A 26008-nucleotide genomic window follows, 5' to 3' on the forward strand; every position below is an offset into this window, starting at 1 on the left:
CCTCACAGGGACCGGGAAGCGGTCCCACTAGACTGACATCAGCTGTACTCAATGAATGGAGCAGGCATGACCGCCGCCGCTGTGATCGCCGACACCAAGGCCAAGATGGAGCGTGCCGTTGAGGCCGCCAAAGAGGACTTCTCGACCGTCCGTACGGGTCGCGCCAACCCTCAGCTGTTCCAGAAGGTCATGGTCAACTACTACGGCACCATGACGCCGCTGGCCCAGCTCGCCTCGATTAACTCGTCCGAGGCTCGCACACTGCTGGTGACGCCCTACGACAAGGGCGCGCTGCGTGACATCGAGAACGCGATTCGCGACATGCCGAATCTCGGTGCCAACCCGTCGAACGACGGCAACGTGATCCGTGTGACGCTTCCGGAGCTCACCGAGGATCGCCGCAAGGAGTTCGTGAAGCTCGTCAAGACCAAGGGCGAGGACGCGAAGGTCCAGGTCCGTGGCATCCGTCGGAAGGCGAAGGACGAGCTGGACGCGCTCAAGAGCGAGGTCGGCGAGGATGAGGTCGCCCGCGGCGAGAAGGAGCTGGACGCTCTGACCCGCGCGCACACCGACCTCATCGACGAGGCGCTCAAGCGCAAAGAGGCTGAGCTGCTCGAGGTCTGACCCGGCATGACGTCCGATTCCCACGGGAACTCTGAGCCCGAGCAGCCGGCGACCGACGTCTCGTCGGACACCGGCGCTCGGGCCTTCCCGGCGCACCTGAAGGCTCGACGCGAGGAACTGGAATCGCAGGTGGCCCATGCGCGCGAGAACTTCGACAAGCAGGTCGCCCACGCCCGTGAGAACTTCGACGAGGCGCAGGAGCGGATCAAGGCGCGCACCGGACGCGATCTCATCGGCGCGATCCTCATCGGTCTCGCGCTCGGCGCGATCGTGCTGGGCTCACTGCTGTTCCTGAAGTGGATCTTCGTGATCCTCGCGGTGGTGGCGGCCGGTGCCGCGGTCTATGAGCTCGCGCGCGCGTTCCAGACCGCCGGACGTCGCATCGATCTGATTCCCCAGCTCGTCACGGCGGTGGCCCTCGTCGGCTCGGCGTACGTGGCGGAGACCTGGGCCCTGTGGGTGCTGCTGTTCGCGGGAGTCAGCCTCATCGTCGTCTGGCGCCTCATCGCACAGATGAGCGCGCAGGACGGTCGCGTGCGGCGCGCCGTCCTCGACGACATCTTCGCCAGTGTCCTGATCCCCGTCTACATTCCGTTCCTGGCAACGCTGGCACTGCTGGTGCTGCGCGAGGACAACGGACAGAACTGGATCATCCTGTTCCTCACCGTCGTGGTCTCCGCCGACACCGGGGCCTACGCGATCGGTCTGTGGCTGGGCAAGCATCCGATGGCACCGCGTGTGAGCCCCAAGAAGACATGGGAGGGACTCGGCGGAGCGGCGCTGTTCGCTGTCGTGACGGCCACCCTCATCTGCATCTTCCTGTTGGGTCTGCCCTGGTGGGCGGGTCTCGCCTGCGGACTCGCGCTGCTGCTGACGGCGACCTTGGGCGATCTCGGCGAGTCGATGATCAAACGCGATCTCGGCATAAAGGACATGAGTTCCTGGATCCCCGGTCATGGCGGCATCCTGGACCGTCTGGACAGCATCCTGCCCTCGGCCGTGGCTGTCCTGGCCCTCCACCACTTCCTCTCACCTCTGGCGGTTCTCTCGTGAGTTCGACTCCTTTCCCGCGCGCCACCGGTCGCACCAAGGGCTACGAGCAGCGTTCTGTTGACAGCTTCCTCGCCCACGCACGATCCGCGTTCGAGCGGCGCGACGATGCCGTCGCGCTCACGGCGGACGACATCCGCCAGGCCGCCTTCCCGCTGGTGAAGAACGGCTATGAGATCGCTCCCGTAGATGCCGCACTCGGACGGATCGAGGACGCCTTCGCCGCGCGTGAGCGCGACGCCCGCATCCGCGCGGTGGGCGTCGACGGCTGGGTGGAGCAGGCCCGGACGACCGCACAGATCGTGCTGGAGCGGATCTCACGACCCCGCGGACACCGATTCCGTCGCGCCGGCGTGCTGCGCTACGGCTATCGGATCGACGAGGTGGACCTTGTGACCGACAAACTCGTGGGCTACTTCGAACACGGTGATCGCGTGACGCCGGAGCAGGTGCGCGCGGCGGCCTTCCGCATGCAGCGCAACGGTTACGCGGAGGAACAGGTCGATGCGGTGTTGGATGCCGTCGTCGAGGTCATGCTCGCCGTGACGCCCACGCGCTGAGCATCTCCTGATGCCATCGGCGCAGGCTCCGGGTATAGTTATCCCATTGTGACTTCTGCTAACGAGACGAATCCCGTAGAGCGGCGCGGTGAGAAGCGCGCTGCACAGCGTCAGACGAACGCTCCGCAGCTCGTCGTGAAGAAGGCCCGTCGACGCAGCGCGATGGCCGTGTTCTCGGCTCTCGCCGCCGTCGGTTTCGTCGGAGCGACGGTCGCTCCGGTCGCGCTCGCGAGCACTGGTCCGGTGGCAGCTCCGGCACCCACAGCCACCTCCTCCACGGCCTACCAGCTGTCGGCTAGCGGAGCGCAGGCCTTCACGGCCGCGGATGCCGTCGTCAGCGGTGAGGTCTCCCGCGACTCGTACATGTCGTATCAGACGCCTACCCCCACTCCCACTCCGACTCCCACCCCGGAGCCCGCCTCTGTCAAGAACGACAGCGGCAGCGGCAAGAAGAGCAGCGGCGGGGACGCCCCCAAGTACAGTGGTGGCGGATCGCCGTCCGAGTGGATGGCAGCCGCCGGGATCGCTGAAAGCGACTGGGGCTACGTCGACTACATCGTGAGCCGGGAGAGCAGCTGGAATCCGAACGCCACGAACTCGAGTTCGGGTGCGTGCGGCCTGGTTCAGGCGCTGCCGTGCTCGAAGGTGCCCGGCGGAGGGTACGATCCTGTCGCGAACCTGACCTGGGCCAACGGGTACGCCGTGGGTCGGTACGGCTCGTGGGCGGATGCGTACAACTTCTGGGTCAACAACCACTGGTGGTGACGCTGTCTCGCTATGCCCCGATCGAATCGACGTCGACCGGAGGATTCTCGCGCTGAGGATTCCCTTGCCCGCATGATCGCGGGCTTCAAGCGCACCGAGGTGCGTCGCGGCCAGGAATGGTACGTGCAGCCCGTCTCCGAGCGCCAGGCGCAGAAGGAATACACCTGCCCGGGCTGCGGACGCATCGTGGCCGTTGGTGTCGCGCACCTCGTCGCGTGGCGCGCCGACGGCGTCCTGGGCGACACCGCTGATCTGGGCGCTCGGCGCCATTGGCACACGCACTGCTGGAGGATCAGCTGATGGAAATCCGTGGCGCGGTTGAGCTGCCCGCTCGTCGCGAAGACATCACCCTGCGGACGCAGGACGACCTGACTCTCGTCGGCGAACTGGCCGTCCCGCTCGACGGGACGCCGGTCGCCACGCTCGTCACCCTGCACCCGCTGCCGACGGCCGGGGGGTTCATGGACTCCCACATCCTGCGCAAGGCCGCGGCGCGACTGCCGGCGCTGGCCGACCTCGCCGTGCTGCGCTTCAACACCCGGGGCACCTCGTCGCCGCGGGGGACCAGCGAAGGTGCGTTCGAGGAGGGGATCGGTGAGGAAGCCGACCTCGCAGCGGCCATGGACTTCGTGCACGAACGCGGGCTGCCACGGCCCTGGCTCGTGGGCTGGTCCTTCGGGACGGAGCTGGCGCTGAAGTATGGACGCGACCATGACATCGAGGGAATCATCCTGCTGTCGCCGCCGCTGCATCGCGCCACCGCTGAAGACGTCGCAGCGTGGGCGGGTGAGGACTGCCACGTGGTGATCCTCGTCCCGGAGCTCGACGACTATCTGCGACCTGACGAAGCGCGCGAACGGTTCGCGAGCATTCCTGATGCGCGGCTGATCTCCGTTGACGGGGGCCGCCACCTGTGGGTCGGGGAGAACCAGACCTACCGTGTGCTCACCGAGATCGTGAGCGCGGTCAACCCGTCCGCCCTCCCGCTGCCGACCGACTGGGAAGGCTGAGCGCCCGCGAGGTCAGCGCTCGTTCTGGCGCGGAATGATCACCTGACGGTAGATGATCAGCAGGCTCGCGGCCACCGGGATGGCCACTAGGGCTCCGAGCAGGCCGCCCAGCGCACCTCCGGCCAGCGCCGCGATGACCACCACGGCACCCGGAACGGACACCGCGCGATTCATGATGCGCGGCGAGATCACATACGCCTCGATCTGCATGTAGATGAGGTAGTAGACCGCCGCGATGATCGCCGTCGTCGCCGATCCGCCATCCGGGATCAGCCAGCACGCGATGACGATGATCGCCGAGCTGGTGAGTGTCCCCACCAGCGGAATGAGTGATCCGCAGAACGCCATCACCGCGAGAACGGCGCTGAACGGCGCATTGATGATGGAGAGGAAGAAGAAGCTCAGCAGGCCGTTGATGAGACCGAGCGTCACCTGACCCATGACGTAGTAGCCGACCGAGTCGATGATCTGCTCGGCGATGTCGATGAACCGTTCGCGACGCGATGCGGGCACCAGCTGGTACACGGACGCTTTGAGGGCCGGCGTGGAGGCGGTGAGATAGATCGTGAGGATCAACACGATGAACGCGCCGAACAGTCCTTGAATCGCCCCCAGACTCAGATTGACCACCTGCGAGCCGAAGTCGCCGATGCTGGACAGTGCCCACTCCTGTGCCTGATCCAACACGTCCTGCACCCGCAGATTGGGGAACAGGTTCGTCAGCCATTTCTCCAGTTCGCCGATGAGATCCGGCATGGTGATGATGCGGATCACCTGATTCACGAGCAGCGTCACCTGGTTGATGATGAGCGGCAGCACGATGGCGACGATGCCCGCGAACACGCCCAGCACGACCACCACGGTGATCAGCACGGCGGCCCAACGCGGCACACGTCGGCGCTCCAGGAAGGAGATCACCGGATCGAGTCCCAGGCTCAGGAACAGTGCCGTGCCGACATAGAGGAGAACGGCACCGAGGCTTTGGACGCCCGTGATGAGGGCGATGCCGACGCCCACGCCGAGCGTTGCGACCAGGGCGGTGCGGAACGGGTATTGCAGCTTCATGATTCCTTCGCCGGTCGGAGTGCTCCCGAACAACATAGTGCGCCGAGGCCGAATGGCCCGGTAACCCGGCACTGTCGGGACAACTTTCAGTCAGGTTCGCTAGTCTGTTTGGTCGAGTGTCTATCCGCTCCGTGCCCCGCGCGGAGATGTGAGGAGAAATTTCGTGCGTTTTGTCTGGGCTGTCGCATCCTTCGTGATCGCGGCCATTCTCATCGCTGGCGGCATCGCCCAGCGCACCGTGTTCCTCGGTCCCAACACCGAGCGTGCTGAACTCGGCGTCTCCGCCGACCAGCCGTACACGATGATCGATGGCGAGGTCTTCAACAAGCTGCCGGGCGTTCAGACTCTGATGGTCGGGGGCTCAGGCGACATCTTCGGTGCCATCGCGGTCAAGGAGGATGTCGCGGCGTGGCTGGCCGACAGCTCGTACAACCACGTCACTCTCGCTGACGATGGATCGATCACCTCGACGGTGGTCGCGCCCACCGAGGAAGCCCCGGCCGCGGATGAGACCGTCCAGAAGGGGATCGACGCGGCGACCGCTGCGGGACTGATCACTCCGAATTCGGCCAGCCCGGTCGGATCGGACCTGTGGACCGATGAGTTCACGACGGACACCGGCTCCATGATCCGCAAGATGCGACTGCCGGACACGATGGCCGTGCTGATCGCCACCGACGGCCAGAACCCGGCGCCCAGCGACATCGCCCTGTCCTGGGCGATCGACAATTCCACGCCATGGGCGGGCCCGCTGGTCGTGCTCGGCGGTATCGCCCTCATCGTCGGCATCCTGCTGTACGTTCTCGGGATCCGCCATATGCGACGATCCCGTGGTCCGCGACGCCGCGGAGTTCCACCTCTGCCGGAGACGCAGCCGATCAGTGTGGGCGAGCTGGATGCGGCGGAGAAGGGTGTGATCAGTTCGGGTACGAAGAAGCGTGGTCGCCGCTCGCTCATTGCCATTCCCGCGCTCGTCGTCTCCGGCGCTCTCCTGAGTGGATGCACCGCCGATGCCTGGCCGAAGTTCGACGAGCCCACTACGACACCGAGCCCCACCCCGACGGTGATCGTTCCGGAGGACCAGGAGAAGCCGTCGGTCACCGAGCAGCAGGCCGAGAAGATCCTCGATCGCATTGCGACCACCGCGGCCGCGGCCGACAGCTCGCTCAGTATCGATGTCGCCTCCACGCGTCTGTCTGATGCGGTGCTGGCCGCGCGCGCCACGAACTACACCCTGCGCGCGACGCTGCCGGACGTGCCTGCCCTCACGGCTGTTCCGTCGAAGCCGTATCAGATCATCGTTCCGGAGGCGAAGAGCGGCTGGCCCCGGACGATTCTCGCGGTGTGGCAGGACGAAGCCGACACCACGGTCGCTCCGCGCATCCTGATTGCGACCCAGAACGACGCCTGGAGCCCCTACAAGGTCTCCTACCTGGCCCAGCTCGAAGCGTCGGCGCAGACCCCCAACCTCGCGCCGGCCGAGCTCGGTGCCAACCTGGTGCGTCCGGATTCGTCACTCCTGGTGATGGCTCCGGATCAGGTGGCCGGGGCATACGCCGACGTACTCGACAAGGGCGCCACGAGCGAGTTCGCTGCGAGCTTCAACCTGGACGTCGACACGTTCCTGCCGAAGATCACGGCCGGACGCCAGCAGCAGCTCGACACCTTCAACACGACAGCGGAGGGCCAGACCGGAACGCTGGAGTTCGCCGCTCGCGCCGGCGCATCGGCACCCGTCGCTCTGATGACCGTCGACAACGGTGCCATCGTCGCGGTCAACGTCGAGGAGACGGAGACCTCGAAACCGTCGGTGGCCGACGCGGTGATCAAGCTGGACGGCAACCCTCGGGTGACGGCGCTGACTGGCGTCACGCAGTCGCAGACCGGTTTCCAGACCACCTACTCCGACCAACTGTTCTTCTTCGTCCCCGGCCAGTCGTCGGGGGAGAAGATCCGACTGCTGGGCTTCTCCAGCGACATCCTGAAGGCTGAGGTACTCCCGTGAGCGATGCCCCCGGCGCCGTGCTGCGTGGCGCTGTCGATCTGTCCTCTCTCCGCAATCGTCCGAGCCCCGAACAGACGGCGGCCGCGCAGGGAGCGGCGGAGCTGATCTCGACCGTCACCGAGGCCGACTTCCAGAAGATCCTGGACCTGTCGCGCTCGGTCCCCGTGGTGGTGAATCTGTGGTCCGCGCGCAGCGAGGCCAGCCAGCAGCTGACCGCGACTCTGGAGGCTGTCGTTCGCGCCCTGGCGGGTCGTGTCGTGCTCGGCAACGTCGACGCCGATGCGAATCCCGGAATCGTGCGGGCCTTCGGCGCGCAATCGGTGCCCTTCGTGGTCGCCGTCATCGCGGGCCAGCCGTTGCCGATGTTCAACGGTGCGGCCGATGACCAGCAGGTGCGCGAGGTGTTCGCTCAGCTGCTGCAGGTGGCTGCGCAGAACGGTGTGACGGGCACGATTGAGGCCAGCGCGAGTGCCGGCGATACCGAAGCCGCTGCGCCCGCCGAGAAGCCGCTACCGCCGCTGCACGCCGAGGCGTACGACGCGATCGAAGCCGGCGACTACGCGCGCGCTGTCACCGCTTATGAAGCGGCGCTGGCGGAGAACCCGCGGGATGAGGACGCTCGTGCCGGCCTCGGCCAGGTGAAGCTCCTGCAGCGGGTGCAGAATGCCGATCTGCAGGCCGTCCGGGCCGCAGCCGCCGCGGCACCGACGGATATCGACGCTCAGCTGGCCGTCGCAGATCTGGACCTCGCCGGTGGACACGTCGAGGACGCCTTCGACCGTCTTCTCGAGCTGTTCGCCGCGCTTCCCACCGACGAGCGAACGCCGGTACGTGAACGACTTCTGGAGCTGTTCGGGCTGGTCGGCGACTCCGACGCGCGCGTCATCCGAGCGCGCGGACGACTGTCGTCGTTGCTGTTCTGATTCGGTGACCAACGACAAAGGAGCACCCGTACCGGGTGCTCCTTTGTCGTTCACTCGTGGGTGAACCAGATCGTGCCCAGCGAGGGAACGGTGATGCTGGTGAGGCCCGCGTCGTCGGCGGTGACGCTGCCGAAGTTGCCGACGCCGCTACCGCCGAACTCCGCCGCGTCGGAGTTGAGAACCTCGTGCCAGACTCCCGGCTTCGGCAGGATGAACGGCAGGTTCGCCACCACAGAGCCCGAGAAGTTGGTCGCCGAGACGACGTGACGTCCCTTTCGATCGACACGGTCGAAGGCGACGATGTTCGTGTTCCATGCCGGAGCGCCGAGGAGTGAGAACGCCGAGCCATCACGATCGCGCTCCCACAGCGACGGCTGCTCGCGGTATGTGTGGTTCAGGGCACCCACGAACGACTGCAGCTGACGATGGCTGGGTTGATCCAGCATCCACCAGTCCAGACCGCGTCCCTCGCTCCACTCCGAGAGCTGACCGAACTCCTGACCCATGAACAGCAGCTGCTTGCCCGGATGCGCCCACATGTATCCGAGGAAGGCGCGTGCCCCGGCGAGCTTCGCCGCGTGATCGCCCGGCATCCGGTTGAGCAGGCTTCCCTTGCCATGCACGACCTCGTCATGGCTGATCGGCAGCACGTACTGCTCGCTGAAGGCGTAGTGAAAGGAGAATGTGATCTCACCGTGGTGATGTCCACGCCAGAGCGGATCGCGCGACACATACTGCAGCGAGTCGTTCATCCACCCCATGTTCCACTTGAAGCCGAAGCCCAGGCCGCCGGAATCCGTGCTGGCCGTGACACCGGGGTAGCTGGTGGATTCCTCGGCGATCATCGCGATGCCCGCGTTGCGCTTGTACGCGGTGGCGTTCACCTCCTGGAGGAACGAGATCGCCTCGAGGTTCTCGCGCCCGCCGTAGACGTTCGGCTCCCATTCGCCGTCCTGACGCGAGTAGTCAAGGTACAGCATCGACGCCACAGCATCCACGCGCAGTCCGTCGACGTGGAACTCCTCCAGCCAGTACAGGGCATTGGCCACCAGGAAGCCGCGCACCTCGTTGCGACCGTAGTCGAAGATGTACGTGCCCCAGTCCTTGTGCTCACCTCGCCGCGGATCGGGATGCTCGTACACGGCTTGACCGTCGAACTGGCCGAGAGCAAAGGCATCCTTGGGGAAGTGGCCGGGTACCCAGTCCATGATCACGCCGATGCCGGCGCCGTGGAGTCGGTCAATCAGGTACCGGAGATCGTCGGGCGAGCCGAAGCGACTCGTGGGCGCGTAGTAGCCCGAGACCTGATAGCCCCAGGATCCGCCGAAGGGGTGCTCGGCGAGCGGCATGAACTCGACGTGCGTGAAGCCGAGGGCACTCACGTGCTCGATGAGCGGGTCGGCAGCATCACGGTAGGACAGACCCGGTTGCCAGGAGCCCAGGTGCAGCTCATAGACGGACATGGGACGCACGGACGGATCGGTGACGGTGCGGCGGGCGATCCATTCGGCGTCGTTCCACACGTAGTGCGAGCGAGTGACGCGGGATGCGGTCGCCGGCGGCATCTCAGCGGCCTGTGCCATGGGGTCGGCCTTGAGGATCCAGTCGCCGCGGGCGGTTCGGATCTCGTACTTGTAGATCGTGCCCTCGCCGAGTTCGGGAACGAAGAGCTCCCAGACGCCGCTGCTGCCCATGGAGCGCATCGCATGGCTGCGGCCGTCCCATTCGTTGAACGGACCCACCACACGTATACTCCGGGCATTCGGCGCCCAGACGCTGAACGCGACCCCGTCGACGGCGTCGTGCGTTCGCACGTGGGCGCCCAGGACGCGCCAGAGCTCTTCGTGCCGGCCCTCTCCGATCAGGTGCAGATCCAGCTCGCCCACCGTGGGCGTGTGGCGGTACGGGTCATCCGCGATCCAGGGCGCGCCATCGCGGTAGGTGGTCTCCAGCGTGTAGGCGCGCGGCTCGCCCGAGGCGAATCCCTCCCACACGCCGGCGAGGCGGTGGGTGAGCGGAAGCGACGTGCCATCGGCGAAGCGTGCGGTGACGGTCGCTGCGAGCGGGCGGCGGGCGCGAACCACTACGCCGTCTGAGGCGGGATGGATTCCCAGCACATCATGCGGAGCGTGGTACGCGCCTTCCGCTACGGCGCGCAGTGTGTCGGTCGAAATCGTCTCGCTCATGTCAGCCCTTCACCCGCAGGACGTGCGCGGCGCGCGTGAAAGCGTCCAGGCGCACGTACGCATTGTCCGTCCACTCCCACACCTCGCCGGAGAGCAGGTCCTCCACTTCGAACGGCGAGCCCAACGGCACCCCCCAGACCGTCGTGTCGAGGTGCACGGTGGTCTCCCGTACAGAGTGCGGATCGACGTTGACGACGACGATGATGGTGTCGGCCGTGCCGTCGGGGGAGAGCTCCGCGGGCAGATGCTTGCTGAACACGAGGATCGCGTCGTCGTCGCTGCCGTGAACGCGGAAGTTGCGCAGCTGCTGCAGCGCCGGATGTTCCGCGCGGATGGCGTTGAGCCGAGTGATGAGCGGCGCCAGGGTGCGCCCGGTGGCGTCGGCCTCTGCCCAGTCACGGGTCTTGATTTCGTACTTCTCGTTGTCGATGTTCTCCTCGGCGCCCGGACGAGCGACGTTCTCGAACAGCTCGAAGCCGGCATAGACGCCCCACAGCGGGGCCGCGGTGGCCGCGATGATCGCGCGGATGGCGTACGCGGCACGTCCGCCAAACTGCAGATACTCCGTCAGGATGTCGGGAGTGTTCACGAACAGGTTCGGGCGCATGAAGTCCGCCGTCTCCTGCGACACCGAGGTGAGGAACTCCTCGAGCTCCTGCCGCGTGTTGCGCCACGTGAAGTAGGAGTAGCTCTGTTGGAACCCGGCGGCCGCAAGAGACCGCATCATCGCGGGACGGGTGAACGCCTCCGCGAGGAAAACCACGTCAGGGTGCGTATCGTTCACGGTGCGGATCAGCCACTCCCAGAACGCGAGTGGCTTGGTGTGCGGGTTGTCGACGCGGAAGATCTGCACGCCCTGCGCGATCCAGTGCTCCACGATGCGCAGCACCTCGGCACGAATGCCCAGCGGATCGTTGTCGAAGTTGACCGGATAGATGTCCTGGTATTTCTTCGGCGGGTTCTCGGCGTACGCGATCGTGCCGTCGGGGAGGGTCGTGAACCACTCCGGATGAGCGGTGACCCAGGGATGGTCGGGGCTGGCCTGCAGGGCCAGATCCAGTGCGACCTCGATGCCGAGGTCTCGGGCGGCGGAGACGAAAGCTCGGAAATCGTCGAGGGTGCCGAGGTCCGGGTGAACGGTGTCGTGACCGCCCTCCGCTGCGCCGATGGCCCATGGTGAGCCGGGATCGTTCGGTCCTGCGTCGAGAGTGTTGTTCGGACCCTTGCGGTTGGTGCGGCCGATGGGGTGGATGGGCGGCAGATACAGCACCTGGAAGCCCATCGCGGCGACCGCCGGCAGGCGATCGATCGCGGTCACGAATGTTCCGGAGGACACCGTTCCGTCGGCGTGGCGGATCGCCCCCTCAGACCGCGGGAAGAACTCGTACCAGGCGCCGTAGCCGGCACGCTCGCGCTCCACCAGCAGCGTCCGCTCCTCGGACGCGGTGACGAAGGACTGAACCGGGAAGTCGTCGAAGAAGGCGGCGAGGTCGGGGTCTTCGACCACGTCGAGCGCGCTCTCCGCGGAGGTGCCGGTGGCGCGCAGCGTCTTCGCGGCGGCCTGCAGCTTCGCCTTTGCCCCGCTGGGCAGCTTCTTCTCGGATCGCGCGCGGTCGAACAGCGCCGCGCCCAACTCGCACATCACCGCGACGTCGACGCCGGCTGGGATCTTGAGGGACGCGGCGTGGTGCCACGTGGCCCACTCGTCGGCGTAGGACTCCACGCGGAATCGCCAGGTGCCCTGCTCGAGCGGCACGACGTCGACCTGCCAGTGGTCCAGTCCATCGCCGGTGGACGTGAGCCGGTGCAGCGACTCCTCACCGCTCGGCGACCAGAGCCGCAGTTGGACTCCGATCAGATCGTGTCCCTCCCGGAACGCCGTCGCCCGGAACGGAATCGCCTCGCCCACGTAGGCCGATGGCGCGAATCCTCCCGGAGCGCCGGGAAGCACCTCCTGGACCGGGATGCGTCCCGAACGGGTGTCGGCGTCCGCTCCCGGGGAGACGGCGGGCGGGAGCGAGCGAACCGGCACGGGCCGGGTGCTTCGCCACGGACGGGTGAGAGAGCGGTTCTTGGCAGCCACATGAGCAACCTACCGCGCGCCTCGGCCCCGTCACATCACTATTGCACCGGGGCGTCTTCCTGCCCTGTGACAGCAACGGTCGCAGAATCGGTGACCGGCGTGTCGGAGGACTCGACCCGGAGCGCTGCCGCATCGATCGCGTCATCGGTGAGCTTCTCGTCGTCGGAGTCGACGCCGAACAGGTGCATGGCCGTGCTGGTCAGCGTGACGGTGTCGCCCGGTGCGTACGTGAGACGCTCTGTCTGCGGCACCTCCTCCTCGCTCGACCAGAGCGAACGGTACCTGGTCACACCGGGGATACGGGGCAGACGGACGACGATCGGCGACTCGTTGCCATGGATCATCAGCAGGATCTTGTTGCGCGGATCCCCGTCGTGCAGCGTCTCCGCCGCGAAGTACTGCAGCGTGCGGTGCCCGGCATTCTGCCACCGGTCCGCCGACATCGTCTCGCCGTTCTCGTCGAACCACTCCATCTCGCTGGCGCCCTCGACATGCTCACCGAGCACCGCGTAGCGGCTCGGGCGCAGGGCGGGGTTCTCGCGCCGGATCCGGGTGAGCGTCGACACATGCGCGCGGAGGTCGTGCTGCCACGGTTCGTGCTGCCAGCTGAGCCAGGTCATCGGCGAGTCCTGGCAGTAGGCGTTGTTGTTGCCGTGCTGAGTCCGTCCGGTCTCGTCGCCCGCTGTGATCATCGGGGTGCCGGCAGACAGCAGAAGCGTGCCGAACAGGTTGCGGATGGCCTTGCGCCGCGTCGCGCGGATCGCGGCGTCGTCGGTCGGGCCCTCGGCGCCGTGGTTGAAGGAGCGGTTCTGATCCGCCCCGTCGCGGTTGTGCTCGCCGTTGGCGAGGTTGTGCTTCGTTCCGTACGAGACGAGGTCGCGCATCGTGAAGCCGTCGTGCGCGGTGACGAAGTTGATGCTCGCGAGGGGGCCGCGTTCATTAGAGAACGTGTTCGACGATCCGGCGAGGCGCGTCGCGAATCCGCCGATGCCGGTGGGGGCGATGCCGGCCCGACGGGCGTAGTCGATGTCGCTCAGCCAGAAGTTGCGTACCCGGTCGCGGTAGCGGTCGTTCCACTCCTGCCACCCCGGACCGAAGTTGCCGGTCTGCCAGCCGCCCAGGCCGACGTCCCACGGCTCGGCGATGATCTTCACGTCGGAGAGCGCGGGATCGGTACGGATCGCCTGCAGCAGCGGGTGCTCGGCGGTGAACTCATGTCCCGCGTCGCGCCCGAGGGAGGTGGCCAGGTCGAAGCGGAAGCCGTCGACGCCGACCTCCCGCGCCCAGTACCGCAGCGAGTCCAGCACCAGCCGGGCGGTGGCCGCCTGGGAGGTGTTCAGGGTGTTTCCGCAGCCGGTGGTGTCGATGTATGAGCCATCGTCGCCCTGCCGGTAGTAGGTCGCATCGTCGAGACCACGAAGGCTGGTCGTCGGGCCGCCGGGTCCTTCTTCGGACGTGTGGTTGTAAACCACGTCGAGGATGACCTCGATGCCGGCCTGGTGCAGGAGCTTCACCATGCCCTTGAACTCGCGCAGCACCGCGGCCGGGCCCGCACGGCGCGCATCCGCGGTCGCGTACGCGGCGTGTGGCGTGAAGAAGGAGACGGTGTTGTAACCCCAGTAGTTCGACAGGCCGAGATTCAGCAGACGCGGTTCGGAGCTGAACGCGTGGATCGGCAGCAGCTCCACGGCGGTGATGCCGAGCGAGCGGAAGTGTTCGATCATCGCCGGGTGGGCGAGACCGGCGTAGGTGCCATGAAGGGCCGGCGGCACGTCGGGGTGACGCTTGCTCAGACCCTTGAGATGGCCCTCGTAGATGATCGTCTCATCGAGCGGAACCGCGGGCTTGGCGACGTCCCCCCAGTCGAAGGTCTCGTCGATGACGACGCTGCGGAAGTCCTCATAGCCGTCGCCCGGGATCAGTCCGCGCGAGTACGGGTCGATCAGCATGCGCTCGCTGTTGAAGCGCGAGTCGGCAGGTCCGGTCGCACGCAGCATGTAGGGGCTGCCGACATGCAGCAGATCGGTGGTCGCGCTCCAGACGTCACCCTCCCCGCGCGTCAGGGGGACGGTGTCGGTCACCCAGTCGAGATCGTCGTCATTGAAGACGAGGAGTTCCACCGCGGTGGCATCGTGGGAGTGCACGCGAATCGTGGCGGTGCCATCCGCCAGACGGACGCCGAGCCCGTCCAGGGCGGCGTCGAGGAACGCGGGCGGCTGCGTCGGGTCGGAGCTGTCCATCCCACCAGGGTACGGCGAGATTGCCCTCGCGCGCGTGCATTCATCCACCGTTCTCTCCACGCCCGTCGCCGAGCGGGTGGTGCATTCCGCCGGCCTAGGGGCTGTGTGTGCGTGGGAGAGTGGAAGGGTGAGTGCATACCTGGATCACGCCGCGGCCACTCCGATGCGGCCCGAAGCCCGCGAAGCCTGGATCGCCGCGGTCGGGGAACTGGCGAATCCCTCATCCATCCACGGCGCCGGCCAGCATGCCCGACGAGTGCTGGAGGACGCGCGCGAGGCCGTGGCGCGGGTGGTGGATGCAGATCCGATCGAGGTGGTCTTCACCTCGGGTGGGACGGAGTCGATCAATCTGGCGCTGAAGGGCGCCTGGTGGTCGCGGGCGGCGGATCGCGATGTCGTCGTGCTGCCCGACGGCGAACACCACGCCACGATGGACACGGTCGAGTGGCTGCGCACCGCGCAGGACGCGAAGGTGCGTGCGGTGGCGCTGACGGGCCAGGGGCGCATCGAGCCCGCGACGTTCGCCGCAGCGCTCGGTCCCGATGTCGTGCTGGCCACCGCGCTGTGGGCCAACAACGAGGTGGGGACGGTGAATCCCGTCGCTGACCTCGGTGCGGCAGCGCAGGAGGCCGGCGTTCCTTTGCACCTGGACGCCGTTGCGGCGTTCGGCCATCTGCCGCTGTCCTTTGCTCGGCTGCGTGGTGAGCGCGGCGCGGGAGTCGTCGCGCTGAGTGTGTCCGCGCACAAGATCGGGGGACCACCGGCGACCGGAGCGCTGGTGGTGTCACGATCGGCACGGCTCGCCGCGCTGCATCACGGCGGTGCCGCCCAGCGAGACCTCCGTGCGGGAACGCAGGACGTCGCGGGCGCGGTCGCCTTCGCCGCGGCCGCGGAGACGATGGCGGCACAGCGCGAGACGGAGGCGGCGCACGATGCCGCGCTGCGGGATCGGCTGCGGGCCGGCATTCTGGCCGCCGTGCCGGACGCTCAGGTGCTCGGCGCGGAGGAACGGCTGCCGGGGAACCTGCACGTACTGTTTCCCGGTGCGTCGGGGGAGTCGCTGCTGTACCTGCTGGATCGCGCCGATGTCGCGGTGTCGACCGGCTCCGCGTGCACGGCGGGAATCGCCGAGCCCTCGCACGTGGTGCGAGCGATGGGGCGCGATGAGAGGGACGCCCGCAGCGTGCTGCGCTTCAGCCTGGGTCGCACCAGCACCAACGACGACGTCGACGCCGTTCTCGCGAACATCGCGTCGGCCTATGCCGCAGCGACCGGGGCCGCGCGGCGCTCGTAGACTGGTCGTATGCGAATTCTGGCGGCGATGAGCGGTGGCGTCGACTCGGCGGTGGCCGCGGCGCGAGCCGTCGAGGCCGGGCACGAGGTGGTGGGGGTGCACCTCGCGCTGTCCCGCGCGGGCGGCACGCTTCGCACGGGCAGCCGCGGCTGCTGCACGATCGAGGACGCCATGGACGCTCGTCGGGTGGCCGACAAGCTGGGCATCCCGTTCTACGTCTGGGATTTCTCCGAGCGATTCCGCGACGACGTGATCGCCGATTTCATCTCGGAGTATCAGGCCGGTCGCACGCCGAATCCGTGCATGCGCTGCAACGAGAAGATCAAGTTCGCCGCGCTTCTCGAGCGCGCGATCGAGCTCGGCTTTGACGCCGTATGCACGGGGCACTACGCGAGTCTGCGGGACGGGGATCGCGGTCTGGAACTGCACCGCGCCGCGGATGACGCGAAGGACCAGTCCTATGTTCTGGGCGTTCTCACCGCCGAGCAGCTCGCTCACACGTACTTCCCACTGGGGGATACGCCGTCCAAGGCCGTGGTGCGCGCCGAGGCTGCCGAGCGCGGTCTGCTCGTCGCATCCAAGCCGGACAGTCACGACATCTGCTTCATCCCCGACGGCGACACCCGCGGCTGGCTGGCCGAGAAGGTCGGCACAGCCACCGGCGACATCGTAGACCGCGAGGGGCGCGTTGTCGGGTCTCACGAAGGGGCGCACGCCTACACGGTCGGTCAGCGGCGAGGACTTCACCTCGGCGTTCCCGCGGCGGACGGCAAGCCCCGGTTCGTGCTGGAGGTCCGTCCGGTCTCGAACACCGTCGTCGTCGGTCCGAAGGAAGCACTCGCGATCGGACGGATCTCGGGCGCGCGGTTGAGCTGGGCGGGAGCCGAGCCGATCGACGGCGAGTTCGCGTGCGACGTGCAGATCCGAGCCCACGCCGACCCCGTTCCCGCTCATGCCGTGTGGGGGGAGGACGGGCTGGCGGTGACGCCGGTCGATCCGCTGGACGGTGTGGCGCCAGGACAGACCGCGGTGCTCTATGACGGCACGCGTGTGATCGGCCAGTTCACCATCGATCGCACCGAGTCTGCTGTTCCGGTGGGCTGATCGGCGCGCCCGGAGAACTCGTCCGCGTCGATGTCCGAGGCACCGAATACGCTGGATGCGTGACCGGCACTGCAGATGAAACACCCCGTACCCTCGACGAGGCGCGGGCGGAGGCGGAGCGCCTCACCAGCCTGATCATCGACGCGCGCGATGCGTACTACGGCGCGGATTCCTCGCCCGTTGACGACGCCACCTACGACGCGTGGATGCATGCTCTGGAGGCCATCGAGGCAGCCTTCCCTGAGGTGCAGGGGCAGGATTCGCCCACGCTCAGTGTGGGGGCGGCCGAAGGCAGCATGCTCGCCCCGATCACCCACGCCGAGCGCATGCTCAGCCTTGACAACGTCTTCTCGCCCGAGGAGCTCCGCGACTGGTGCGCCAAGACCGCGCTGGCCGCGGGCGCCCCGGTTCGCTGGCTCACCGAGCTCAAGATCGACGGGCTTGCCATCTCGCTGCGCTACGAGAACGGCGTGCTCACCTCCGCCGCCACACGCGGCGACGGTCGGGTCGGGGAGGATGTCACGGTCAACGCCCTCCGCGTGGCGGGGATTCCGTCGAGGCTGGCCGGAAGCGGACACCCCGCGCTCGTGGAGGTGCGTGGCGAGGTCTTCATCCCTGTCGCCGAGTTCGAAGAGCTGAACGCGCTGCAGGCGCGCATGCGGGATCAGGTGATCGCCGACATGACGCCGCGGTCGGGTCAGGAGAAGGCGGAGAAGAGCGCGCAGCGCCGCTTCCCGGCGTTCGCCAACCCGCGCAATGCCGCCAGCGGAGGCCTGCGCCAGCAGCTCGACAAGAAGGACGGGCTGGAGCTGGCCGCCGGTGAGGCGCGGCTGGCTTCGCTGCGTCTGTTCGTGCACGGCATCGGGGCGTGGCAGAACCCGCCGGTGTCCTCTCAGAGCGAGGTCTACGAGCTGCTCAGCGCGTGGGGTCTGCCCACGAGCCCGTATCCACGCGTGCTGGACGATATCGATGCCGTCCTGGAGTTCGTGGCCTACTACGGTGAGCACCGACACGATGTCGCTCACGAGCTCGACGGCATCGTCGTCAAGGTCGACGACCTCGCGCTCCACGACGAGCTGGGCGCGACATCGCGCGCGCCGCGCTGGGCCATTGCCTACAAGTACCCGCCGGAGGAGGTACGTACCAAGCTCCTCAACATCGCCATCGGCGTGGGGCGCACCGGTCGGGCCACGCCCTACGCCGTGATGGAGCCGGTGTTCGTCGCTGGCTCCACGGTGAGCTTCGCCACGCTTCACAATCAGGACGTGGTCAAGGCCAAGGGCGTGCTGATCGGCGACACCGTGGTGCTGCGCAAAGCCGGTGATGTCATCCCCGAGGTGCTCGGTCCGGTCGTGGAGCTGCGGGACGGCACGGAGCGTGAGTTCGTCATGCCCGACTCCTGCCCGGAGTGCGGATCACCGCTGCTGCCGGCAAAGGAAGGGGACATCGATCTGCGATGCGTGAACACGCGCTCCTGCCCCGCTCAGGTGCGGGGGCGGGTTGAGCACATCGGCTCGCGCGGCGGACTCGACATCGAGGTGCTCGGTGAGGTCACGGCGGCGGCACTCACGCAGCCGCGTCATCCGGAGCGCCCCGTGCTCGACACGGAGGCCGGGCTCTTCGACCTCACGCTGGAACAGCTCGTGCCGATCGTGGTCGACGTTCGCGATGCGGAGACCGGCGAACTCAAGACGGATGAGAAAGGCGAGCCCGTTGTTCGCGCGCCGTTCCAGAAGGTCACGCGCGTGTATCCGCCGGGGTTCGAGAACGCCACCGCTGCCGAGCGGCGCGCAGCGGGAGTCACGAAGAACTTCCCGCTCGTCGAGCCGGGCGCGCAGGCGATCAAGCTCCTCGCCGAGCTGGAGAAGGCGAAGACGAAGGACTTCTGGCGTTTCCTGGTCGCACTCAACATCCGCCACGTGGGGCCGGTCGCGGCCCGGGCTCTGGCGCAGTGGTTCGGATCGCTCGAAGCGATCCGTGCGGCAACGCGGGACGAGCTCGCGGCGGTCGAAGGCGTCGGCGGGATCATCGCGGATTCGCTTCTCGACTGGTTCGAGGTCGACTGGCATCAGGAGATCGTCGCTCGGTGGGAGGCGGCCGGTGCTCAGCTGTTCATCCCCGGTCACCCCGGACCCGGTGCGGCCGTGGTCGAGGGTGGCGTCCTGGACGGCCTCACCGTCGTGGCCACCGGTTCGCTCGAGGGATACACCCGCGAGGGGGCTCAGGAGGCGATCCTCCGCGCGGGCGGCAAGGCGGCATCCAGCGTCTCGAAGAAGACGGACTTCGTCGCGGCCGGGCCCGGTGCCGGATCCAAGCTCGCAAAGGCCGACGAGCTGGGTATCCGCGTTCTCGATGCCGCGCAGTTCCACATCCTCGTCACCGAAGGACCGGACGCGCTGCCGCCGGTGTGAACCGGTTCGGCCATCACGAAAACCCGCGGGGTTTCGTGATGGCCGGAGGGTCAGCTTCCGGTCGTGATCCCGAGGATCTGCTGCTTCACCTGACGGCGCAGCACCTTTCCGATCATCGACTTCGGGAGCTCATCCACGACGAACACGCGGCGCGGCACCTTGTACGGCGTCAGGAGACCGCGGGCGTACTCGCGGATCGCCTCCACGTCCACGGACGCGCCCGGACGGAGGACGATGGCCGCGACGACCTCCTCGCCGGAGTGGTCGCTGGGCAGACCCACGACGGCGGCGTCTTCGACGTCTTCATGTTGGCGCAGCGCGTTCTCGACCTCCGTCGGCGCGACGTTGAAGCCGCCCGTGATGATCAGCTCCTTGATGCGGTCCACGATGCGCACGAAGCCGCCGTCGTCGATGGTCACGATGTCGCCGGTGCGGTACCACCCGTCCACGAACGCCGCCTCGGTCTCCTCGGGCTTGCCGTAGTAGCCGGAGAACACCTGCGGTCCGCGCACCACCAGCTCGCCCTCGGCTCCGGCGGGCACGTCCTGCGTGGGGTTGTCCGGATCCACGACGCGGCACTCCGTGCCGGGGAGGGGGAGCCCGACTGTTCCCGCCACGCGGTTGTCCGCGACCGGATTCGCCATCAGCACGGGCGAGCACTCGCTGAGCCCGTACCCCTCGACCAGGAAGCCGCCGGACGCCGCCTCGAAGGGGACCACGAGTTCGTGTCGAAGCGCCATCGCACCCGAGATAGCCACCTCGGTGCCCCGGATCGAGATCCCCTTCTCGACGGACCGAGCCAGGAGCCGCTCCGCGATCGGCGGCACGAGCGGCAGGAACGTCGCCGGATGCTTCTTCATGACATCGAGCACCAGATCGGGATCGAACTTCGGGAACAGCACCAGGCGCGCGCCCATCGACATCGCGAACGTGAGGCAGAGGGTCAGGCCGTAGGCGTGGAACATCGGCAGCACGGCGTAGACCACGCACCCGTTGCCGCGGGTGATCGAGGGCACCCAGGCGCGTGCCTGCGCCGCGTTCGACAACAGGTTGCGGTGGGTGAGCGCGGCCCCCTTGGGAGCACCGGTCGTGCCGCTCGTGTACTGGATGATGGCCAGGTCATCGGTGGAGGGCTGCGCCCAGCTGCCGGGGAGCCGGCCGGCCGACACGATCTTCTCCCACGGCACTGTCCCGCGCACCGGCGTGTACAGCGCATCCCGCGACTCGCGAGCCTTTGCGACCGGCAGGCGAAGCGCAAGACGCATGGTGGCGGGCATCGCACGGGTCACGTCGACGGAGATCAACGTGGAGACGGCGAGGTCCTGCGGGAAGGCCTGCACGTCCGCCACCACCTTGTTCCAGACGATGGCGTGCTTCGCCCCGTGATCCTCGAACTGCTTGCGCAGTTCCCGCGGGGTGTACAGCGGGTTGTGCTCCACCGCCACAGCCCCGAGCCGCAGGACGGCGTAGAAGGCGACGATGTGCTGCGGACAGTTCGGCAGGATGATCGCCACCGTGTCGCCGGCGCGCACCCCCTGATCGCGAAGTCCCTGGGCGGCGCGCTCGATCTGCTCGAGGAGCTGCGCGTAGGTCGTCTCGCGTCCGAAGAACTCCAGCGCTGGTGCCTGCGGGTAGTCACGCGCCGACGCGATGACGATGTCCACGAGGGAGCCGGAGACGGGTGCGAGGTCCTCAGGAACACCGGCGGCGTAGCTGGCGATCCACGGGCGAGGCGGGTCATAAGTGGTCACCCGCTCAGCCTACGACCGCGACGCGACGCGCCCGGTGCGGATCGCGGATCGAGCGGCCCGCCCGCGCCCGTGACCCGGCTGTGACCTACTATCGGAGAGCGTCGGTGGAGGGAACTAGACTGATCGGGTGTCTGAAATCACCCCCGAACTCGTCCGTCATCTCGGCGTGCTCGCGCGGATCCAGCTCTCCGACGAGGAGGTCGAGCGACTGACCGGTCAGCTCGGCGCGATCGTCGACAACATCGCCAAGGTGTCGGAGGTCGCAACCCCCGACGTTCCCGCGACGAGCCACCCGATCCCGCTCGCCAACATCTTCCGTCCCGACGAGCCGCAGCAGCCGCTGTCGGTCGCGGAGGTCCTGCAGAATGCGCCGGACTCCGATGACGACCGCTTCCGCGTGACCGCGATCCTGGGAGAAGAGCAGTGAGCGACATCATCCGCCTGTCCGCCGCCGATCTGGCGGCGAAGCTGCGTGCCGGCGAGGTGTCGGCCGTTGAGGCCACCCGCGCCCACCTCGACCGCATCTCCGCGGTGGACGGCGACGTGCATGCCTTCCTCCACGTCAACGAGCACGCCGAGCGCTACGCGGCCGACATCGACCAGCGCCGTTCCGCGGGCGAGGAGCTTCCGGAGCTCGCGGGTGTCCCGCTAGCCGTGAAGGACGTGCTGGTGACCACGGACATGCCCTCCACCTCCGGGTCGAAGATCCTTGAGGGTTACATGTCGCCGTACGACGCGACCGTCGTCGCACGCGCTCGCGCGGCCGGCCTCATCGCCATCGGCAAGACCAACATGGACGAGTTCGCCATGGGCTCCTCCACCGAGCACTCGGCCTACGGCCCCACGCACAACCCGTGGGATCTGGACCGCATCCCCGGCGGTTCCGGCGGCGGTTCTGCCGCGGCTGTGGCCGCGTTTGAGGCTCCGCTGGCGCTCGGTTCGGACACCGGCGGCTCCATTCGTCAGCCCGCGCACGTCACCGGAACGGTCGGGATGAAGCCCACCTATGGTGCCGTCAGCCGGTACGGTGCGATCGCGCTGGCGTCGAGCCTCGACCAGGTCGGTCCGGTCACCCGTACGGTGCTGGATTCCGCGCTCCTGCAGGACATCATCGGCGGTCACGATGCCAACGACGCCACTTCGCTGTCGGAGCAGTGGCCCTCGTTCGCCGCTGCCGCCCGCGAAGGTGCGCGCGGGGACGTGCTGAAGGGGCTCAAGATCGGTGTCATCACCGAACTGCCCGACAGCGGTTTCCAGCCCGGCGTTGCCGAGTCCTTCCGCGCGGCACTGGCCACGATGGAGGCGCAGGGGGCGGAGATCGTCGAGATCAGCGCCCCGCACTTCGAGTACGGCGTCGCCGCGTACTACCTGATCCTCCCCGCGGAGGCATCCAGCAACCTGGCGAAGTTCGACTCGGTCCGGTTCGGCCTGCGCGTCACGCCCGACGGCGGCGCAACAGTCGAGGACGTCATGGCTGCAACCCGCGAAGCCGGTTTCGGCGAGGAGGTCAAGCGACGCATCATCCTCGGCACCTACGCGCTGTCCGCGGGATACTACGACGCGTACTACGGCAGCGCACAGAAGGTGCGCACGCTCATCCAGCGCGACTTCGACAACGCATTCGAGAAGGTTGACGTCATCGCGACCCCCGCGGCACCGACGACAGCGTTCAAGCTGGGCGAGCGCATCGGCGACCCGCTGCAGATGTACCTGAACGACGTCACCACGATCCCCGCCAACCTGGCGGGCGTTCCCGGCATCACGCTGCCGTCCGGTCTCGCATCCGACGACGGTCTTCCGGTCGGCATCCAGTTCCTGGCTCCCGCCCGAGAGGATGCGCGCCTGTACCGCGTCGGTGCCGCGCTCGAGACGCTGCTGGTCGACCAGTGGGGCGGTCCGCTCCTGGAGCGTGCACCGCGACTGCCGGGCGAGACGACTCACGAAGGCGAGGCACGCTGATGGCCGACAAGCTGATGGACTTCGACAAGGCTCTGGAGCTGTTCGAGCCGGTGCTCGGCTTCGAGGTGCACGTCGAGCTCAACACGCGCACGAAGATGTTCTCGTCCGCGCCGAACCCCGCGCACCCGGACAACCACGACGCCGGCCCCAACACGCTGGTCGCTCCGGTGGACATGGGCCTTCCGGGCTCGATGCCCGTGGTGAACGCGCAGGCGATCGAGTCCTCGATCAGCCTGGGCCTTGCTCTCGGCTGCTCGATCGCACCGTCCAGCCGATTCGCGCGGAAGAACTACTTCTACCCTGACCTCGGCAAGAACTACCAGATCTCCCAGTACGACGAGCCGATCGCCTTCGAGGGATCCGTCGAGATCGAGCTCGAGGACGGCACGCTGGTGAGCATCCCGATCGAGCGCGCGCACATGGAGGAGGACGCGGGCAAGCTCACGCACGTCGGCGGTTCCACCGGTCGCATCCAGGGTGCCGAGTACTCGCTCGTCGATTACAACCGTGCCGGCGTGCCCCTGGTGGAGATCGTCACCAAGCCGATCTTCGGGGCCGAGCACCGGGCACCCGAGTACGCCAAGGCGTACGTGGCCACCATCCGCGACATCGCGAAGGCGCTCGGCATCTCCGAGGCGCGCATGGAGCGCGGAAACCTGCGTTGCGACGCGAACGTCTCGCTGCGCCCTCGAGGCCAGGAGAAGCTCGGCACGCGCACCGAGACGAAGAACGTCAACTCGATGCGGTCGGTCGAGCGTGCGGTGCGCTACGAGATCCAGCGGCAGGCGGCGATCCTTGCCGATGGCGGCACCATCACGCAGGAGACCCGGCACTGGCACGAGGACACCGGCCAGACCTCGGCCGGTCGTCCCAAGTCCGACGCGGACGACTACCGGTACTTCCCGGAGCCCGACCTCGTTCCGGTGCAGCCGTCTGCCGAACTGATCGAACGACTCCGTGCCGCTCTGCCCGAGGCTCCGGTGGCTCGTCGCCGTCGCCTCAAGGCGGAGTGGGGCTTCACCGACCTCGAGTTCCAGGACGTCAACAACGGCGGTCTGCTCGACCAGGTGGCGGCGACGATCGCCGCCGGTGCCAGCCCAGCCGCCGCGCGCAAGTGGTGGACCGGTGAGATCACCCGCGTCGCCAACGCCTCGGAGCGCGACGCCGCCGAGCTGGTGTCGCCCGAGCACGTCGCGGCTCTGCAGCAGCTGGTCGACGCCGGCACCCTGACCGACAAGCTTGCTCGACAGGTGCTCGAAGGCGTCATCGCGGGCGAAGGCGATCCGCAGACGGTCGTCGATGCGCGTGGTCTCGCCGTCGTGTCGGACGACGGCGCGCTGATCGCCGCCATCGACGACGCGCTGATCGCGCAGCCGGATGTGCTGGAGAAGATCCGCGACGGCAAGGTGCAGGCCGCGGGCGCGGTCATCGGTGCCGTGATGAAGGCCATGAAGGGCCAGGCCGACGCCGCGCGTGTGCGTGAGCTCGTGCTGGAGCGCGCGGGCCAGATCTGACCCGCGCTCACGATGTGGGGCTCGTCCTACGGACGGGCCCCACGTCGTTTCCCGGACGCGGCCCAATGTCCGTGGTCCGCGAGAAGATGGAGACATGGGTCGAGGTGATGGCAGTGGGCGCATGGTCTCGGGGCCCGGCGCCGACGACACCGGTACAGGCATCCTCCATGTCGACATGGATGCGTTCTACGCGTCGGTCGCCGTGCTCGACGACCCATCGTTGGCGGGCAAACCGCTGATCATCGGTGCACCTGAGGGACGCTCGGTGGTGTCCAGCGCTTCCTACGAGGCACGCCGGTACGGTGTTCGCGCAGCGATGCCGGTCGCTCAGGCGTTGCGGCTGTGTCCCTCGGCCATCATCGTGTCACCGGACTTCCATCGCTTCGTCGAGGTCTCGCGTCAGGTCATGGCGATGTTCCGTGACGTCACGCCGCTGGTGGAGCCCCTGTCGATCGACGAGGCCTTTCTTGACGTGCGTGGCGCTCGTCGGCTGTGGGGTTCGCCGCGGGAGATTGCGGAGAAGCTCCGCGCGCGTGTGGAGCGGGAGGCAGGCATCACCTGCAGCATCGGCGTGGCCGCGACGAAGCACGTGGCGAAGATGGCGTCCACGGTGGCCAAGCCCGATGGCCTCCTCGTGGTCCCGGACTGGGCCACAGACCAGTTCCTCGCTCCGCGCCCGGTGAGCGCCATCTGGGGTGTGGGCCCGAAGGCCGCGGAGACACTCGCATCCCGCGGCATTCGAACCGTGGCCGACATCCGTGCGGGCACGGAGCATCAGCTCGTGCGCGCGCTCGGTCAGGCGATGGGAGAGCAGGTCTGGCGTCTGGCTCATGGGATTGATCCACGGCCCGTGTCGACGGAGCGCGTGGAGAAGAGCATCGGGCACGAGGAGACCTTCGAGCAGGACGTCACCGATCACGCGTTGCTGCGCAGCGAGTTCCGTCGCTTGGCGGATCGCGTTGCGGCACGCCTGCGGGCCGGATCCTTCGAGACTCGAACCGTGGCGGTAAAGGTCCGTTTCGACGACTTCACGACGTTGAGCCGATCGCAGACGCTGGCCGAGCCCACCGATGTGGGGCGTCGGATCGGCGAGGCGGCATGCGAGCTCTTCGCCTCGATCGACGCGCGCGCACCCGTTCGGCTGATCGGTGTCCGTGCTGAACGACTTCAGCCAGCCGGTGGGGGAGGCATGGGGCTCTGGGACGACGACGCGGATTGGCGCGCTGTCGACACAGCCTTGGACGGCGCCACAGCCCGCTTCGGGAGTGGCGCTCTCACCCGTGCCTCTGCGCTGGGACGACGTGATCGTTACGCGGAGCCGAAGGCGCGAAGCCTCGACGACGTGTGATCCGCCGCGGGCATCGGCGAATGCTGCGCGCGGCGGTTTCGGCGAACAGACGGCTGGGCGGGGGCGCCAATCCTCGCGTTCGGGGCGGCGAGATCCGCGCTGGCGGGTGCGGCGGC

The 26008-nt window shown here is 67.8% G+C and carries 20 protein-coding genes; 15 read left to right on the forward strand and 5 right to left on the reverse strand.

The window, feature by feature from the left end:
* The first annotated feature begins 66 nt into the window (after positions 1-66).
* Genes frr through ABTV68_RS08875 form a run of 6 tightly spaced genes read left to right on the forward strand, consistent with a single transcriptional unit; the run spans position 67 to position 4009 of the window.
* A complete protein-coding gene (gene frr, locus ABTV68_RS08850; protein WP_231089904.1) occupies positions 67-624 on the forward strand; it encodes a ribosome recycling factor in 558 nt (185 codons plus the stop codon).
* Between the two features lie 6 nt (positions 625-630).
* Complete coding sequence (locus ABTV68_RS08855; protein ID WP_433677266.1) at positions 631-1677, forward strand: phosphatidate cytidylyltransferase; 1047 nt, start codon at positions 631-633, stop codon at positions 1675-1677.
* The gene (locus ABTV68_RS08860; protein ID WP_433677267.1) at positions 1674-2234 is read left to right on the forward strand and encodes a DivIVA domain-containing protein; all 561 of its coding nucleotides are present in this window, start codon (positions 1674-1676) and stop codon (positions 2232-2234) included. The genes ABTV68_RS08855 and ABTV68_RS08860 overlap by 4 nt, the downstream gene beginning before the upstream one ends.
* Positions 2235-2282: 48 nt before the next feature.
* On the forward strand, positions 2283-2999 hold the full coding sequence (locus tag ABTV68_RS08865) for a transglycosylase SLT domain-containing protein (protein WP_433677268.1): 717 nt from the start codon (positions 2283-2285) through the stop codon (positions 2997-2999).
* 12 nt (positions 3000-3011) lie between these two features.
* Positions 3012-3299, forward strand: coding sequence for a hypothetical protein (locus tag ABTV68_RS08870; RefSeq protein ID WP_433677269.1), 288 nt, complete (start codon positions 3012-3014; stop codon positions 3297-3299).
* Complete coding sequence (locus ABTV68_RS08875; protein WP_433677270.1) at positions 3299-4009, forward strand: alpha/beta hydrolase; 711 nt, start codon at positions 3299-3301, stop codon at positions 4007-4009. The genes ABTV68_RS08870 and ABTV68_RS08875 overlap by 1 nt, the downstream gene beginning before the upstream one ends.
* A gap of 12 nt (positions 4010-4021) precedes the next feature.
* Here ABTV68_RS08875 and ABTV68_RS08880 read toward each other — a convergent pair whose 3' ends face one another.
* Positions 4022-5074, reverse strand: a complete 1053-nt coding sequence (locus ABTV68_RS08880) for an AI-2E family transporter (protein ID WP_433677271.1) — start codon at positions 5072-5074, stop codon at positions 4022-4024.
* A 163-nt stretch (positions 5075-5237) separates the two neighbouring features.
* On the opposite strand from ABTV68_RS08880, the gene ABTV68_RS08885 reads away from it, so the two are divergent.
* Both ABTV68_RS08885 and ABTV68_RS08890 read left to right on the forward strand, forming a co-directional pair.
* Positions 5238-7079 carry a glycosyl transferase gene (locus ABTV68_RS08885; RefSeq protein WP_433677272.1) on the forward strand — a complete coding sequence of 614 codons (1842 nt, stop codon included), beginning with the start codon at positions 5238-5240 and terminating at the stop codon, positions 7077-7079.
* On the forward strand, positions 7076-8002 hold the full coding sequence (locus tag ABTV68_RS08890) for a co-chaperone YbbN (protein ID WP_433677273.1): 927 nt from the start codon (positions 7076-7078) through the stop codon (positions 8000-8002). Before ABTV68_RS08885 ends, ABTV68_RS08890 begins: the two co-directional genes overlap by 4 nt.
* 50 nt (positions 8003-8052) lie before the next feature.
* Here the strand turns inward: ABTV68_RS08890 and glgB are convergent, their stop codons facing one another.
* Genes glgB through glgX form a run of 3 tightly spaced genes read right to left on the reverse strand, consistent with a single transcriptional unit; the run spans position 8053 to position 14511 of the window.
* Complete coding sequence (glgB, locus tag ABTV68_RS08895) at positions 8053-10188, reverse strand: 1,4-alpha-glucan branching protein GlgB (RefSeq protein WP_433677274.1); 2136 nt, start codon at positions 10186-10188, stop codon at positions 8053-8055.
* 1 nt (position 10189) lies between these two features.
* Positions 10190-12271, reverse strand: coding sequence for an alpha-1,4-glucan--maltose-1-phosphate maltosyltransferase (locus ABTV68_RS08900; RefSeq protein WP_433677275.1), 2082 nt, complete (start codon positions 12269-12271; stop codon positions 10190-10192).
* A 38-nt stretch (positions 12272-12309) separates the two neighbouring features.
* A complete protein-coding gene (glgX, locus tag ABTV68_RS08905; protein ID WP_433677276.1) occupies positions 12310-14511 on the reverse strand; it encodes a glycogen debranching protein GlgX in 2202 nt (733 codons plus the stop codon).
* Positions 14512-14638: 127 nt separating this feature from the next.
* Between glgX and ABTV68_RS08910 the strand changes: the two genes are divergently transcribed.
* The 3 genes from ABTV68_RS08910 to ligA are packed head-to-tail and all read left to right on the forward strand — an operon-like array spanning position 14639 to position 19320.
* Entirely contained in the window at positions 14639-15805 is a 1167-nt protein-coding gene (locus ABTV68_RS08910; protein WP_433677277.1) for a cysteine desulfurase family protein, read from the forward strand.
* 9 nt (positions 15806-15814) lie between these two features.
* Positions 15815-16909, forward strand: coding sequence for a tRNA 2-thiouridine(34) synthase MnmA (gene mnmA, locus ABTV68_RS08915; RefSeq protein ID WP_433677278.1), 1095 nt, complete (start codon positions 15815-15817; stop codon positions 16907-16909).
* 59 nt (positions 16910-16968) lie between these two features.
* On the forward strand, positions 16969-19320 hold the full coding sequence (gene ligA / locus ABTV68_RS08920; RefSeq protein WP_433677279.1) for an NAD-dependent DNA ligase LigA: 2352 nt from the start codon (positions 16969-16971) through the stop codon (positions 19318-19320).
* A 50-nt stretch (positions 19321-19370) separates the two neighbouring features.
* Here ligA and ABTV68_RS08925 read toward each other — a convergent pair whose 3' ends face one another.
* The gene (locus tag ABTV68_RS08925) at positions 19371-21071 is read right to left on the reverse strand and encodes a long-chain-fatty-acid--CoA ligase (protein WP_433677280.1); all 1701 of its coding nucleotides are present in this window, start codon (positions 21069-21071) and stop codon (positions 19371-19373) included.
* Positions 21072-21198: 127 nt separating this feature from the next.
* Here ABTV68_RS08925 and gatC point away from each other — a divergent pair, with 127 nt between their 5' ends.
* The 4 genes from gatC (at position 21199) to ABTV68_RS08945 (ending at position 25892) form a co-directional block, all read left to right on the forward strand.
* Positions 21199-21498, forward strand: a complete 300-nt coding sequence (gatC, locus tag ABTV68_RS08930; RefSeq protein WP_433677281.1) for an Asp-tRNA(Asn)/Glu-tRNA(Gln) amidotransferase subunit GatC — start codon at positions 21199-21201, stop codon at positions 21496-21498.
* A complete protein-coding gene (gatA, locus tag ABTV68_RS08935; protein WP_433677282.1) occupies positions 21495-23030 on the forward strand; it encodes an Asp-tRNA(Asn)/Glu-tRNA(Gln) amidotransferase subunit GatA in 1536 nt (511 codons plus the stop codon). The genes gatC and gatA overlap by 4 nt, the downstream gene beginning before the upstream one ends.
* Entirely contained in the window at positions 23030-24544 is a 1515-nt protein-coding gene (gatB, locus tag ABTV68_RS08940; RefSeq protein WP_433677284.1) for an Asp-tRNA(Asn)/Glu-tRNA(Gln) amidotransferase subunit GatB, read from the forward strand. The genes gatA and gatB overlap by 1 nt, the downstream gene beginning before the upstream one ends.
* Positions 24545-24638: 94 nt before the next feature.
* Positions 24639-25892 (forward strand): DNA polymerase IV, encoded by a 1254-nt coding sequence (locus ABTV68_RS08945; RefSeq protein WP_433677285.1) that lies wholly within the window; start codon positions 24639-24641, stop codon positions 25890-25892.
* Positions 25893-26008: the final 116 nt, after the last annotated feature.

It is taken from the genome of Microbacterium gorillae, from assembly GCF_050990725.1.
GTDB classification, from domain to species: domain Bacteria; phylum Actinomycetota; class Actinomycetes; order Actinomycetales; family Microbacteriaceae; genus Microbacterium; species Microbacterium gorillae_A.